Source organism: Bradyrhizobium sp. 1, assembly GCF_023073315.1.
Taxonomy (GTDB): Bacteria; Pseudomonadota; Alphaproteobacteria; order Rhizobiales; family Xanthobacteraceae; genus Bradyrhizobium.
Genome location: NZ_JADPJH010000028.1, coordinates 223,660 through 236,801, shown reverse-complemented (window position 1 = coordinate 236,801; position 13,142 = coordinate 223,660). Strand labels below are relative to the sequence as shown.

The window sequence follows — 13,142 nt, the reverse complement described above, 5'->3', positions numbered from 1 at the left end:
TAGTTTTTTATGGTCAATGATTGGTTAATGCGGCCGCTTGGCTTGCTGATTTCCGCTAATCCTCCCTTGAGTCATTTCGGATATCCCTCGGGGCTCGCTGTAACGCGGACTGAGGGTCGTCATGCTGGTCAGAGTTGGAATGCGGTGCGCCTTCGTGGCCGCGCTGATCCTGGGAACGGCCTCCGGCGCATCCGCCGCCGATGACGGCGTCTGGTCCGTCAGCAAGTCCTCGGGCGAGGTCTGGCTGGCCGCGAACGGCGTGCAGACGGTGTCGTTGAGTCAGGAAGGCACGCTGAAGGCCGGCGATACCATTCGCACCGGCCGCAATGGACGCGTGTTGCTCGTCCGCGGCGAGGAAACCATCCTGATCTCTCCGAACTCGGTGGTCGGCTTGCCGGCCGAAAAGAAGGAGGGGCTCTCGACCACGATCATCCAGCAGGCGGGCTCGATCCTGCTCGAGGTCGAGAAGCGCAACGTCAAGCATTTCGAAGTCGAGACTCCCTATCTCGCCGCCGTGGTCAAGGGTACGCAGTTCAGCGTGACCGTGGGCGCCGGCAGCACCAAGGTCGGCGTCGTTCGCGGCCAGGTCGAAGTCTCCGACTTCAAAACCGGGCAGATCGCCCAGGTCATGCCGGGACAATCGGCCACTGCTTTCGACCACGGCAAGCCCGGCCTCAGCCTGAGCGGCGCCGGCACTTTCAACCCCATCGAGCACGGCAAGCCGCGCGCCTCAACGATCGAGCGCGTCCCCGTGCCGAAATCGGGCCTGTCCGCACCGCGCAACGCGGCGAACGGTCATGCGATCCATGCGCTCGGTCCGGTCGACAAGGGGACCAAGGCGGCGGGCACGCCGAAGCAATCGCAGCAGGCGACCGGAATTCACGCGCCCAAGACTGGAATCGTGCGCATCTCGAGCTCGCTCGGCGAGGTCAAGCTGAACGTCCACAAGGCTACGAACGGACTCGCTCACGGCGCCGTTGCGACGGGGCACGTACGCAATGCGAACGCCAGCACCGGGACGGAGACGGTGTGGAGCGATGCGAAGACGAGCACGACCACGGCTGCCAACAGCTCCAATGTAACGGCGGTCACGGTGAGCAGCAGTGCATCTGCGGCGAGTGCCACGTCGACGGCGTCAAGTGCGACGACGATCCCTGTTGCGACCACCGCTGGTTCAACGGGCAATGTGTCCGGCGGAAGTTCGGGGAGCGGAAGCAGCGGAACTGGTGCGACCGGCAACGGAAGCAGCGGCACCGGCAACAGCGGCAATAGCGGAAACGGGAATAACGGCAACAACGGTAACAATGACAACCACGGTAACAATGGCCACCACTACGGTTGGTACAAGGGCAATCGTTAGGACCGCGCCGTCGGCATAGGGGAGCATCCGGCGGCGGGCGCCACGGGTGCAGGGGAGCAAGGTGACACGCTATCGGCCGCATATTCTTGTTGTGATCGCGCTGGCGGTCGTGCTGTCCACGGGATGGCACGGCGCGCTTCGCAATGCGCTCACCGATCTGCGGTTCGCCTGGCAATCGCGAGCGCCCAGCGGCAATGTCGTCGTGGTCGCGATCGACGCGCCGTCGATCGACCAGATCGGGGTGTGGCCCTGGCCGCGCCGGCTCCACGCGGAGCTGTTGCACAGGCTCGAGGCCGCGGGCGCGCAGGATGTTGCTTTCGATGTGGATTTCAGCACGCCGTCGGATCCGGCTTCCGACGAGGCCCTCCTCACAGCGCTTCGCGAGGTCGGCGGTTCGACAATCCTGCCGTCCTTCAAGCAGTCGACGCCGAATGGTGGCGCGGCCCACGTCAATCGTCCCCTGAAGCCGTTCAGCAACCAGTCGTGGCCGGCCCTGGTCAACGTCGCAATCGAATCCGACGGTCTCGTTCGCCGCTATCCGGTCGGCGAGAAGCTCGGCGATGCCGTGATGCCATCGATGGCTGTCGTGCTGGCCGGGCAGGACACCAATCGGCGTCCGCCCTTCCTGATCGATTTCAGCATTCGTGCGTCCTCCATTCCAACTGTCTCCTATTTTGACGTGCTGCGTGGCGATGCCGCGACCCTGGACAAGCTGAGAGACAAGAAGGTCGTCATCGGTGCCACGGCGCTCGAGCTCGGTGACCGATTCAGTGTTCCGAACGGCAAGATCGTGTCGGGGCCCGTCCTTCAGGCACTGGCGGCGGAATCGATTCTCCAGAACCGGATGCTGCACTGGACGTCCGATGTCGGCATGATCGTTGGCCTGGGCCTGATCTGCCTGCTGATGATGTACTCATGGCGCCGCTTTGCACCGGGCCTGCGCGTAGCAGTCCTGGTCGCAGCGGGGGGCGGTGTCGAGGTGGCCGCAGCGCTTGTTCAGGCAAGATGGCCCCTCATCATCGACACGTCGCTATTTCATATCGCGATTATCGCCTATCTGACAGCGATCGCGCTCGACGAGATCGACTTCCGCAGCCTTCTTGGGCGCATCGCCGAGAGCCGTTTTCATCGGATCGCGATGTCGCTTGGCGATGGCCTGGTCTGCACCGACGAGGTTCACCGGATCACGGTGTGGAATCCTGGTGCCAGCGCGATCTTCGGCTATATGCCGACTGAGATGATCGGACGTCCGTTCGAAACCCTCTGCGCCGTGTCGGCGGACGGTCGCGCAAAGGCGTTTGCCATGCGCGATGCTGCGCGCCAGGCGCTGCTGGTGCCCGGCGGGGCCGTTGTCGTCGAGTTCGAGGGGCGTCGCAAGAACGGCGAGACGTTTCCTGTCGAAGCGAGCTTCTCAGGCTGGCAGGGAACGGAAGGCTTCCAGTACGGAGCGATCCTGCGCGATATCTCGGTTCGCAAGCGCGAGGCCGAACGCGTCAGATATCTCGCCGAACATGACGCTCTGACAGGTCTTGCCAACCGCAACATGCTGCATGCTGGCCTTGCCAACCTGATCGCCGATGCGGAGCGGCGGTCTTCAGATGTCGCATTGCTCGTGCTCGGGCTCGACGGCTTCCAGCAGATCAACGACATGCTTGGACATTCGGCCGGCGACCTCGTGTTGCGGGCCGTCGCCGAGCGTCTCCGCACCGAGGTCAATGGCAACGCGGTCGTCGCCCGGCTCAGTGGCGACGAATTTGCCATCGCGCTCGACTGCGCGCAGGCCGGCGAGCCGATTGTGGAGTTCGCCGAACGGATCGCACGCGCGTTCGAGGCGCCGCTTGCAACCGGCGCACGACAGCACCGCGTCAAAGTGAGCCTCGGCGTCGCTGTCTATCCCGATGGCGGACACAACGCCGACGACCTCCTGAGCAACGGCCATCTCGCATTGAGCCGCGCGAAGGCGACGCGGCGCGGTAGCCACGTGATCTTCGAGAGCGGGATCAGGCAGGAGTTGGAGAACCGGCTGATGCTGGAGAGCGAATTGGCGCTTGCTGTGGACCGCGGCGAGTTCGAACTGTTCTACCAACCCCAGGTCCGTCTGGTCGACGGGAGCCTGGTCGGGGCCGAAGCGCTGATCCGTTGGCGGCATCCCGTGCGCGGCTACGTCTCGCCCGGCGAGTTCATGCCGGTGGTCAATACGTCTGCCCTGTCCGAGCGGATCGCAAACTGGGTGATGGAGACTGCCTGCCGGCAGGCGCGTGCCTGGGAATTGACCGGTAACGGCGTGCGTGTTGCGATCAACCTCTCGCCCTCGCAGCTCCACTCCGGCGATCTCGCGCATTCGGTTGCGGCCCTGCTCGGGGCGACGGGGCTGACGCCATCGCTGCTGGAGCTCGAGGTCACCGAAGACATCCTGCTCCACGACGAAAGCCGCGTGCTCGACATGTTCAAGCGGATCCAGCAGCTGGGCGTCCGCGTCCTGTTCGACGATTTTGGCACCGGCTACGCAAGCCTGAGCTATCTGAAGAAGTTTCCGCTCGACGGGCTCAAGATCGACCGATCGTTCGTTCTCGATCTGCTCGCCGATTCCGACGACGCGGCGATCGTCGGCTCGACCATCGGTCTCAGCAAGCAGCTCGGGCTCACGGTCGTTGCCGAGGGTATCGAGAACCGGGCGACGGCCGATTTTCTCGTCAGCATGGGATGCGAGGAAGGGCAGGGCTATTTCTTCGGCCGTCCGATGCCTGCCGAGGCGTTCGAGAAGCAGTTCTTGGCAACTGAACTCGAAGCTGTCAGCGCTGCCTGAACGGGCTCACTTCGTCTCTAGCGCCGGCGCGCGACCGCTACGCCAAAGAGGAAGGCGACGAACAGACTGGCCAAAGGCGCTTCGCGCGTGATCGCTGCGACCGTCGAGAGCGGGCGGCCCGGCTTTCGCGCCTCATCGATCACATAGGTGAGGCGGTCGACAGCGGTACGCAAACCTCCAGCAACTTCGCCGATGGTGTGCGACACGTCGGTGGCCGCGTCGATGGCGCGCTCGGCCATGCCGGGCTGTGTCGGGATCGGCTGCGGAATCTCCGTGGTCAAGTTCGCGAACTCCGCTTTTGACGAAATGAATGAGGCCGACACCTTTGGCTATCCGCGCGAGCGCTAGTTTTGAACAGCGGGTCCGGAGACCTTTGGCTATCCGCGACAGGCGCCGTTTTGAACGGCGAGAGCCGGCCTCGCATTGAAAATGCGGCGCGCGGGAGTTTGTTCCGGGATCGAGGCGTACAACGGACATTTTCTCCGTGAAACGACGGGTGCGAATCTCTGTTAGGCTGGCGCAGCCTTGCTGATCTCAGGAGATTGCCGTGACCGATCCGACCGTGACAGATCGAGCCCGGCGCATCGCCTTGCTCGGCGCGCCCATCGACATGGGGGCTTCGCAGCGCGGCACCTTGATGGGCCCCGCGGCGCTACGCACCGCGGGCCTTGCGACATTGTTGGAGAGCCTGGACTTCGAGGTCGTCGATTACGGCGATCTCTCCGTGGCTGAGGTCAGGGACCTCGCCGACAAGCCGCCCGAAAAGGCCAATCACTACCGCGAAATCCAACGCTGGACGCGCGTGCTGAGCCGCAGAGGCTATGAGATCGCGCAAACCGGCGCGCTCCCGATCTTCCTCGGCGGCGACCACACGCTGTCGATGGGCTCGGTCAATGCGATGGCGCGCCATTGGCAGGAGCGCGGACGCGAGCTGTTCGTGCTCTGGCTGGACGCGCATGCCGACTACAATACGCCGGAGACGACGATCACGGCGAACATGCACGGCATGTCGGCGGCGTTCCTGTGTGGCGAGCCTGGCCTGGACGGCCTGCTCGGCGATGATCCGCGTGCGTCGATCGTTCCTGAGAGGCTCGATCTGTTCGGCGCACGCTCGATCGACAAGCTCGAAAGGGAATTGATGCGCTCACGCCGGATCAGGATTGTCGACATGCGCCAGATCGACGAGTTCGGAGTCGCCGTGCTGATCCGCCGCGTCATCGAGCGCGTCAAGGCCAGCAATGGTGTGCTGCATGTCAGCTTCGATGTCGACTTTCTCGATCCATGCGTGGCGCCGGGCGTCGGCACCACGGTGCCGGGCGGGGCGACCTATCGCGAGGCGCACCTGATCATGGAGCTGCTGCACGATTCCGGCGTGGTGGGATCGGTGGACATCGTCGAGCTCAATCCGTTCCTGGACGAGCGCGGCCGGACAGCGCGCACCGCGGTCGAGCTGATCGGCAGCCTGTTTGGGCAGCAGATCACGGACCGTCCGACGCCAAGCAACGCAATCGCTCCGGGCGAGTAAATAGGGCGGGCGGCGTTTGTGCGCTGCAAGGAAAGGAACTGCTCTTGCAGCCGGCGGATTTAGATCAGTCCTGGTCGAAATCGCCTGCTTTTGAAACAGCCGCGAATTGCAAATGCTGTTAGCGGACTGTTTGATGCGGGTTCAGCGCCAGCCGAGGGTCCGCAATGAGCAGCACGATACGTTCCGATGATGATCCCGTGACGGCCACACGCCGCCGTTTCCTGACAGCCGGCACGGCAGCGCTCGGAGGCGCAGTTCTCGGTGCGGACGCTGCTGTGGCCGAGACGGACAACCTTCCGCCCAATGTGCCCGAATGGATGAAGGCGCCGGGTGAGCCGACGGGAGGCCAGCTCTATGGCGCGCCATCGCCGTTCGAGAAAGGCGTCGTCAGGAACATCTCGAAGACTCTCAAGCAATACATCTCTGCGTCCAGCCGGTCGCCCTTGCAGGACCTCGACGGCATCATCACGCCGAACGGGCTGTTCTACGAGCGGCATCATGGCGGCGTTCCGACTATCGATCCGGCGCAGCACCGGCTGATGCTTCACGGTTTGGTCGAGCGTCCTCTGATCTTCACCGTAGACGATCTCAGGCGTTTCCCGTCGGAGTCACGCATCCATTTTCTCGAATGCTCCGGCAATCCCGGCTACAGCAAGCCTTACGGCAAAACGGCATCGGACCTTGTGGGTTTGGTGAGCTGCGCGGAATGGACCGGCGTCAGCCTGAAGCTGGTGCTTCAGGAGGCCGGGTTGAAGCCCGACGCCAAATGGGTGATCGCCGAAGGCGCTGACGCCGCAGCACTGACCCGAAGCATCCCGATCGAGAAGTGCCTCGAAGACGCCATGCTGGTCTACAGCCAGAACGGCGAGCGGTTACGTCCGCAGCAGGGCTATCCACTGCGGCTGTTCCTGCCCGGCTTCGAGGGCAACATGAGCGTCAAGTGGCTGCGGCGCCTGCATGTGACCGCGGAGCCCGTTTATTCGCGCGAGGAGACTTCGAAATACACTGATCTCCTGCCTGACGGCACCGCGCGCGAGTTCTCTTTCTATATGGAAGCGAAGTCGATCATCACGCGTCCCTCCGGTGGCCAGCGGTTGAGCGCGCCCGGCTTCCACGAGATCACCGGCATCGCCTGGAGCGGTCACGGCAAGATCGCACGCGTCGAAGTGTCCGTCGATGACGGCAAGAGCTGGCAGGAAGCCGGCTTGCAGGAGCCGGTGCTGACGCGTGCGCTCACGCGCTTCCGCTTGCCCTGGCAGTGGGACGGCAAGCCTGCCGTGATCCAGAGTCGTGCCGTCGACGAGACCGGCTATGTGCAGCCGACGCTGGCCGAGCTGCTCGCCGTGCGTGGCGAGAATTATTTCTACCACAATAACGCGATCTGGCCCTGGCGCATCGCTGCTGATGGAGAGGTGGCCAATGCGCTGGCGTGAGATCTACGGCATCGCCGTTGCAATCGCTCTGTCTGCCTTCGTGAACGGAGCACAGGCGCAAAGCACGTACGGCATCGGGCGGCCGGCGACGGCCGCCGAGACCGCGGGTTGGAATATTGATATCGGACGCGACGGCAGCAATCTGCCGGAGGGAAGCGGTTCAGTCAGTCACGGGCGCGAAGTGTTCGCCCAACAATGTGCCTCGTGCCATGGCGAAAAGGGCGAGGGCGGTTTGGGCGACCGGCTCGCCGGTGGGCTGGGCACGATCGGGACTGCCAAGCCGGTCCGCACGGTCGGCAGCTATTGGCCCTATGCGCCAACGCTGTTCGACTACATCCGTCGCGCCATGCCGCAGAACGCGCCGCAATCGCTGAGCGATGAGGACGTCTATGCGGTGTCCGCCTATGTCTTGAATCTGAACGGGTTGCTGGGAGCGGATGCAACACTCGACGCCAAATCGCTCGCGGCTGTGAAAATGCCGAACCGCGACAGGTTTGTCGGCGATGCGCGGCCCGACGTGAAAAAGTGAAGGCATAGGGATAGTCAAGTTCCACTCGCTGGCTCGGAACTTGCCTACGTGAAGGGTGGAACTCGCAGGACGCAATTGAATTAACCTGCGAGAGGAAACAGTCTGGATCCTTCGATGACAACTGATCGCTTCGCAAACTCCATGTCCTCAGCGCTTCGCCATCCTGGCGTGATCGCGCTGATTGTGGCCGGCTTGACGATCGCGGCGATGCTGATCGTCGACCATTGGCCGTGGAATCGTGCCAAGACGCAGCCGGCTCATGTTGCAATGTATGCAACTACGGGCGAGGCGGCACACGCGGCTGGCGCCAAGGTGCTTCCTACCGAACCCAAATCGCCGGTCGAGCCGGAGCGGCCGGGGCCAAAGACGTCCCCGACCGTCAATCCCGTGACGCCGTAAGAGCGTCAACTTTTGCGGCCGTAGTTGAGGAGGCCGCCGCTCGTCTTCGGCGGATGCGCACGCAGCGCTTCCTCGTTTGGCTCGGTACCCCAGCCGGGCCGGTCCGGGATGACCAGATGGCCATTCTGAATGTCCGGTTCGTGAGTGAAGAGCGCGCGGTCCCAGGCGAGGCGATCGATGTCGATCTCCATGATGCGCAAGTTCGGAACGGCGGCGCAGAAATGCGCGTTCATCATCGAGCACAGATGGCCGTAGAAATTGTGCGGGGCGACGTTGACCTCGAACGCTTCCGCTGCGGCCGCGATCTTCATCGACTGCCAGACGCCGTTCCAGGGCGTGTCGATGATCGCGACGTCCATAGCCTGCTGATGGAAATAGGGCAGGAATTCCCGCAGGCCCAATAGCGTCTCGCAAGACGAAATCGGATGTGGACTTTGCCGGCGGATGTAGCCGAGCGCTTCCGGATTAAAGCTGTCGATCTCGATCCAGAACATGTCGAGATCCGCGATTGTGCGCAGAATCTTCAGGTAGCCCTCGGTCTTGGCGTTGAAGTTGCAGTCGAGCAGGATGTCGACGTCGGGGCCCGCGCCATCACGGATTGCTTCCAGATGCATGCGCAGGTCACGCAGGATTTTCCGGTCAACATTGATCTCGGGCGAGAATGGCGAGCCGAAACCAGGGCGCCAGCCGGTTGGTTTGCCATCGTCATAGGAGAAGATGTTGGTCTTGAGCGCGGTGAACTTCTTCTCACGCACCTCGCGGCCCATGGCCTTGACGCCGTCGAGGCTTTCGATCGGCGGCTTGTACCAGGACGGATGATTGATGCGCCAGGTTGCGCAATGCGACCAGTAAACCCGGACACGGTCGCGGATCTTGCCGCCGAGCAGCTCGTAGCAGGGGATGCCGAGGCACTTCGCCTTGGCATCAAGCAGTGCATTCTCGATCGCGCCGAGTGCTTGGGCAACGACACCGCCGGCCGCGGGGCGGGTGGCCGCGAACAGCTCGGCATAGATGCGCTCGTGCTGGAAGACGTTTTGCCCGATGACGCGGGCCGAGAGGCGCTGGATCGCCGCGCCGACGCCGGGCGAACCAAAGCCTTCGTCGAACTCGCTCCAGCCGACGATGCCGTCTTCGGTCGTCAGCTTGACGAAATGATAGTTTCTCCAGCCGGCATCGCAGGCGAGGATTTCGATGCTCGTTGCTTTTGACGATTTGGTCATGACGCTCCCCGTCGCCCGGCCGGGCGTTCTTGGTTTTGTGTCCCGGTCGCAAGCCCGAGCCCAGCCACAATTGTTAGGCTAACGACGGAGCACAGTGAAGCCTGCAAATACTTGGCCAAGCGTCGATTTTTGGTCACTCTTGCGGAAAGCCCGTAGAATTCGGGTGTTCATGATCTTTCCGGGATCGTCGCGAAATTGGACCAGGCTCTGACATTTTTGGCCACAATCGGGACTGACCTTCGGGCCATGAAATTTCTGGCCATGATTTCGATTCTGGCGCTGCTCACGATGAGTGGGGCTGCCATTTCCGATCAGTTTCTGACGGCCGACCAGCACGTCGCGCGAGGGGTGGAATAGCGCGGCGGGCGAGGGCGCTTTGTCTTTGCAGTTTGTCTTTGGGGGGGACAGCGATGCTTTCGATAGACCAGTTCTTGCGGTTCATCAGCGTGCCGGCTGTGTTCGCGGCCTTCATCATCGCTTCACAGATTTCGGCGGCGCTGTCGCCGCTCTAGCCGATCAAGGATGAGCCGAGCAGCGCGAGGACGGCCAGTGCCATCAGCGCGGTGCCGGCCCAGCCCAGCGCAATCAGCCACGACCGGGCCCTGAAGCGGCCCATGATCGTGCTGCTCGAGACGATCAGCATCATCATCGCCATGATCGGAACGGCGACGATGCCGTTGAGCACGGCGCTCCACACCAGCATGTGGATGGAGTCGATCCCGGTGAATCCGAGCCCGAAGCCGATCGCGGTTGCGGCGGCGATGATGGTGTAGAAGCCCGCGGCCTTGTCGGGCTTTGCCTCGAGCGTGGCGTGCCAGCCGAAAATCTCCGCAACGCCGTAAGCGGCCGAGCCCGCCAGCACCGGGATCGCGAGCAGGCCCGTGCCGATGATGCCGAGCGCGAACAAAGCGAAGGTGAAGTCGCCGGCGAGCGGCCGCAGCGCTTCGGCAGCCTCCGTTGCCGAATTGATGCGGGTGACGCCATTGGCGTGCAGAACCGAAGCCGTTGTGAGGATGATGAAGAAGGCGATGCCGTTGGATAGCAGCATCCCGGCGACGGTGTCGGCCCGGATGCGCGCGAGCTCCGGATTGCCGCCGCGCTTGAGCTCGCGAAGCGGCTTGTCATGCTTGCCCTGGTTCATCTCCTCGACCTCCTGAGAGGCCTGCCAGAAGAACAGATAGGGGCTGATGGTGGTGCCGAGCACGGCGACGACCATCATGAGATAGTCGGCGCTGACATTGGCCTTCGGCCACACCGCGGCGAGCAGCGCCGTGCCCCACGGAATCTTCACCGTGAAGGCGGTTGCGACATAGGCGAACAGCGTCAGCGTCAAAAATTTCAGCACCGGCGAATAACGGCGATAGGGCAGGAACACCTGGAGCAGGGTGGAGCCTGCCGCGAAGATCAGCGCGTGCTCGTGGTTGAGACCGCCGATCACGAGCGAGAGCGCCTCGGCCATCGCGGCGATGTCGGCGGCGATGTTGAACGTGTTCGCGGCCACCAGCATGGCGACCAGCGCCAGCACCGCCCATCTCGGCGCGATCCGCATCACATTGGCGGCCAGCCCCTTGCCGGTGACCCGGCCGATCCGTGCGCTGACGAGCTGAATGGCGATCATGAACGGTGTGGTCAGGAACACTGTCCACAACAGCCCGTAGCCGAATTGCGCGCCCGCCTGCGAATAGGTGGCGATGCCCGACGGATCGTCGTCGGCCGCCCCGGTGACGAGGCCCGGCCCCAGCCTTTGCAGCAATGTCGGCGCGGATTTCGTCGGGGCGAGGGCGCTGTCGTTCATGAAGGGTCTCGAGGGGCAAAGTCGGTAAGGAAATGCTGCGAGGGAACAAAAGTTCCCGACGCAGACGCGGCCCCACGCTTTAATTTCCGATTTTGCGAATTTTGTTTGACCCGTCGGGCAAAACACCTGTATAAGGACATCATCGCAAGAACTGTCGATGCCCGTGCCGTCACCGGTCGCGGGCTTTTCTTTTGTTTCTGCCCGCGACCGACAGCTTGCCGGTGGTGTTGCGCGACGCCCTTGCGAGAAACACGCTGAGATTGTAATGAGCGTTATGAGCCTTGCCTCGCCTCCCACGAAGGTCGAGCCGCTGAACGCGGAGCAAGCTGCAAGCTTGGATCGCGACGGTTACCTGCTGCTGCGGGGCGCAGTCCCTGCGGCATGGCGCGATGCGTTGCGCGCTGCCTTCGACGCGGGTGTCGGGGCCGGCGACCAGTGGGCCGCTCCGCGAGGGGCGGGCTGGCGCCACGCCCTCGTCGATCTCGATCCGACGGTGCAGCGGACCTGCCGGCTGCCGCTGCTGCTGGCCGCGGGCGCGCGGATGCTGGCCGGTCCGTTCTATCTCGCCCAGGTCGAAGGCCGCGAACCGCTCAAGGACGGCGGCCATCAGCCGCTGCATCGCGATGGTGCCGGCATGAAAGCCGTGGCCGCACTGGTCTTCCTCGATGCTTACGGGCCGGACAACGGCGCCACGCGCGTGGTCCCGCGTCATCTCGACCCAGGATCTCTTGATCATGTCGAGCCGGCGGAGGCCCTGTCCCTGATCACGGCGGGTGAGGCGGGAGACATTCTGGTATTCGACGCTGATCTGGCGCACGGAGCGACCTGCAACCGCTCCGGCGCGCGGCGACGTTCGCTGCTGCTGAACTTCGTGGAGGAAGGCAATCGCACGACCATGGAGGCCTGCCGCGCCATCCGCAACGTGCGCATGGATACCAGCGAAATGTTTGTCCCTTGAGCGCCGTTACTTGATGCTGACGAACATGCCCCAGGCGGCGGCCAGCGCGCCGCCGGTGAAGACCACCACCGGGTTCTCGCAGAACACGCTGCCATAGGTGCAGACGTCCGAGCCGAACTGGCCGAGCTCGTGATGGCCCGAGGAGTAGAACAGGCCCGACAGCACCAGCAATGCGGCGGCGACGTAGTACATCGAAGATCTCTCCGAAGCTTTCGACTGCGCCCGCGCGGGCGGCATGTCCCAGTCTGGCGCGAACAAATTTCGTTCCGCCGAATCCGATTTGCCGGATTTGAATAAAGTTTGCGTCATTGAGCCCAACGGGCCCGATCGCGTTGGCGGCCCTGAGCGGGTGCTGGCCGGGTTAACTATGTTGTAGACCGGGGAACCACGGACGTATTAGCTAAGAGCCGCCACGGAGATTGGGCGGGGCACCGGTGAAGTTGCTTACGGAGTACATTGAGCGCGCGCTGCAGCTGGAAGCCTTGGCCGAAGGGGAAACCGACTCCAAGTTCAAGGCCGATCTGCTGAAGCAAGCCGACTCGTACCGGAAGCTGGCCGCGAAACGTGCAGCGCAGTACGGCTTGCCGTCCCCGAGCCTTCCAGAAGAGCCAAACTAGCCTCGGCAAAATTTCGAACTGACGCCGCTGGCGAGGACAGCGGCACAGTTCGGTTGTGGGAACCGGAACCATCATTGTACGTTAGATGCGGAGGTAGTTTGGTTGGAGTGGGCCATGCGCCGCAAAATCATTCAATCTTCCCCGCTTGAAATAAGGCTGACAGAGGAAGCGAAGCGCCTTCGGGAGGAAGCCAGGAAACTCCCAGCCGGACCGGCTCGCGAAGCCCTGATCCGCAAGGCGCGCCAGGCCGAAACCGGGTCGCATATGACCGAATGGCTGAACTCTCCCGGTCTGCAATCCCCCAAATAGGAACTTCGCCGCTGCCGGTGTTTTGGGACTTATCACCGCCCGAGACCTTTGGCTGTTGCCGGTGACAGAGAGACGCGACTGCGCTCCCGCCGCAATGGGAGCGCCATATGCAGCGTTACTATTTCCACATCGTGGACGGATCCGCCTTGACCGATGACACCGGCACGGAGCTTGCTGACTTCGCCGAGGCG

At 63.3% G+C, this 13,142-nt stretch carries 13 protein-coding genes; 9 read left to right on the top strand and 4 right to left on the bottom strand.

Going from position 1 to position 13,142, the window contains the following annotated elements; translation table 11 throughout:
• Positions 1 to 121 precede the first annotated feature (121 nt).
• The gene (locus IVB29_RS23535; protein ID WP_247505784.1) at positions 122 to 1,360 is read left to right on the top strand and encodes a FecR family protein; all 1,239 of its coding nucleotides are present in this window, start codon (positions 122 to 124) and stop codon (positions 1,358 to 1,360) included.
• Positions 1,361 to 1,421: 61 nt separating this feature from the next.
• On the top strand, positions 1,422 to 4,166 hold the full coding sequence (locus tag IVB29_RS23530; RefSeq protein WP_247505783.1) for an EAL domain-containing protein: 2,745 nt from the start codon (positions 1,422 to 1,424) through the stop codon (positions 4,164 to 4,166).
• Positions 4,167 to 4,183: 17 nt separating this feature from the next.
• Here IVB29_RS23530 and IVB29_RS23525 read toward each other — a convergent pair whose 3' ends face one another.
• Positions 4,184 to 4,447: a hypothetical protein gene (locus tag IVB29_RS23525; protein WP_247505782.1), complete on the bottom strand. Its 264-nt coding sequence runs from the start codon at positions 4,445 to 4,447 to the stop codon at positions 4,184 to 4,186.
• A gap of 266 nt (positions 4,448 to 4,713) precedes the next feature.
• On the opposite strand from IVB29_RS23525, the gene rocF reads away from it, so the two are divergent.
• The 4 genes from rocF to IVB29_RS23505 all read left to right on the top strand — a co-directional run bounded on the left by rocF (position 4,714) and on the right by IVB29_RS23505 (position 8,052).
• Positions 4,714 to 5,691, top strand: coding sequence for an arginase (gene rocF, locus IVB29_RS23520; protein ID WP_247505781.1), 978 nt, complete (start codon positions 4,714 to 4,716; stop codon positions 5,689 to 5,691).
• A gap of 164 nt (positions 5,692 to 5,855) precedes the next feature.
• The gene (soxC, locus tag IVB29_RS23515) at positions 5,856 to 7,124 is read left to right on the top strand and encodes a sulfite dehydrogenase (protein ID WP_247505780.1); all 1,269 of its coding nucleotides are present in this window, start codon (positions 5,856 to 5,858) and stop codon (positions 7,122 to 7,124) included.
• Positions 7,111 to 7,653: a cytochrome c gene (locus tag IVB29_RS23510; RefSeq protein WP_247505779.1), complete on the top strand. Its 543-nt coding sequence runs from the start codon at positions 7,111 to 7,113 to the stop codon at positions 7,651 to 7,653. The genes soxC and IVB29_RS23510 overlap by 14 nt, the downstream gene beginning before the upstream one ends.
• 114 nt (positions 7,654 to 7,767) lie before the next feature.
• Positions 7,768 to 8,052, top strand: a complete 285-nt coding sequence (locus IVB29_RS23505) for a hypothetical protein (RefSeq protein ID WP_247505778.1) — start codon at positions 7,768 to 7,770, stop codon at positions 8,050 to 8,052.
• Positions 8,053 to 8,057: 5 nt separating this feature from the next.
• Here the strand turns inward: IVB29_RS23505 and IVB29_RS23500 are convergent, their stop codons facing one another.
• Together IVB29_RS23500 and IVB29_RS23495 are read right to left on the bottom strand one after the other, a co-directional pair.
• A complete protein-coding gene (locus IVB29_RS23500; RefSeq protein WP_247505777.1) occupies positions 8,058 to 9,272 on the bottom strand; it encodes a mandelate racemase/muconate lactonizing enzyme family protein in 1,215 nt (404 codons plus the stop codon).
• Positions 9,273 to 9,780: 508 nt separating this feature from the next.
• Positions 9,781 to 11,067 carry a divalent metal cation transporter gene (locus IVB29_RS23495; RefSeq protein ID WP_247505776.1) on the bottom strand — a complete coding sequence of 429 codons (1,287 nt, stop codon included), beginning with the start codon at positions 11,065 to 11,067 and terminating at the stop codon, positions 9,781 to 9,783.
• A 157-nt stretch (positions 11,068 to 11,224) separates the two neighbouring features.
• Here IVB29_RS23495 and IVB29_RS23490 point away from each other — a divergent pair, with 157 nt between their 5' ends.
• The gene (locus tag IVB29_RS23490) at positions 11,225 to 12,025 is read left to right on the top strand and encodes a phytanoyl-CoA dioxygenase family protein (protein ID WP_346731297.1); all 801 of its coding nucleotides are present in this window, start codon (positions 11,225 to 11,227) and stop codon (positions 12,023 to 12,025) included.
• Between the two features lie 6 nt (positions 12,026 to 12,031).
• On the opposite strand, the gene IVB29_RS23485 is transcribed toward IVB29_RS23490, so the two are convergent.
• Positions 12,032 to 12,217 carry a hypothetical protein gene (locus tag IVB29_RS23485; protein ID WP_247505775.1) on the bottom strand — a complete coding sequence of 62 codons (186 nt, stop codon included), beginning with the start codon at positions 12,215 to 12,217 and terminating at the stop codon, positions 12,032 to 12,034.
• Positions 12,218 to 12,459: 242 nt separating this feature from the next.
• On the opposite strand from IVB29_RS23485, the gene IVB29_RS23480 reads away from it, so the two are divergent.
• Both IVB29_RS23480 and IVB29_RS23475 read left to right on the top strand, forming a co-directional pair.
• Complete coding sequence (locus IVB29_RS23480; RefSeq protein ID WP_247505774.1) at positions 12,460 to 12,642, top strand: hypothetical protein; 183 nt, start codon at positions 12,460 to 12,462, stop codon at positions 12,640 to 12,642.
• Positions 12,643 to 12,756: 114 nt separating this feature from the next.
• A complete protein-coding gene (locus IVB29_RS23475; RefSeq protein WP_247505773.1) occupies positions 12,757 to 12,951 on the top strand; it encodes a hypothetical protein in 195 nt (64 codons plus the stop codon).
• The last annotated feature ends 191 nt before the right edge of the window (positions 12,952 to 13,142 follow it).

Excerpts from the sequence above, each read along its gene's own strand:
- IVB29_RS23535 (WP_247505784.1), top strand. The coding sequence starts at position 122 with ATGCTGGTCAGAGTTGGAATGCGGTGCGCCTTCGTGGCCGCGCTGATC.
- soxC (WP_247505780.1), top strand. The coding sequence starts at position 5,856 with ATGAGCAGCACGATACGTTCCGATGATGATCCCGTGACGGCCACACGC.
- IVB29_RS23510 (WP_247505779.1), top strand. The coding sequence starts at position 7,111 with ATGCGCTGGCGTGAGATCTACGGCATCGCCGTTGCAATCGCTCTGTCT.
- IVB29_RS23505 (WP_247505778.1), top strand. The coding sequence starts at position 7,768 with ATGACAACTGATCGCTTCGCAAACTCCATGTCCTCAGCGCTTCGCCAT.
- IVB29_RS23500 (WP_247505777.1), bottom strand. The coding sequence starts at position 9,272 with ATGACCAAATCGTCAAAAGCAACGAGCATCGAAATCCTCGCCTGCGAT.
- IVB29_RS23495 (WP_247505776.1), bottom strand. The coding sequence starts at position 11,067 with ATGAACGACAGCGCCCTCGCCCCGACGAAATCCGCGCCGACATTGCTG.
- IVB29_RS23490 (WP_346731297.1), top strand. The coding sequence starts at position 11,225 with ATGCCCGTGCCGTCACCGGTCGCGGGCTTTTCTTTTGTTTCTGCCCGC.
- IVB29_RS23485 (WP_247505775.1), bottom strand. The coding sequence starts at position 12,217 with ATGTACTACGTCGCCGCCGCATTGCTGGTGCTGTCGGGCCTGTTCTAC.
- IVB29_RS23475 (WP_247505773.1), top strand. The coding sequence starts at position 12,757 with ATGCGCCGCAAAATCATTCAATCTTCCCCGCTTGAAATAAGGCTGACA.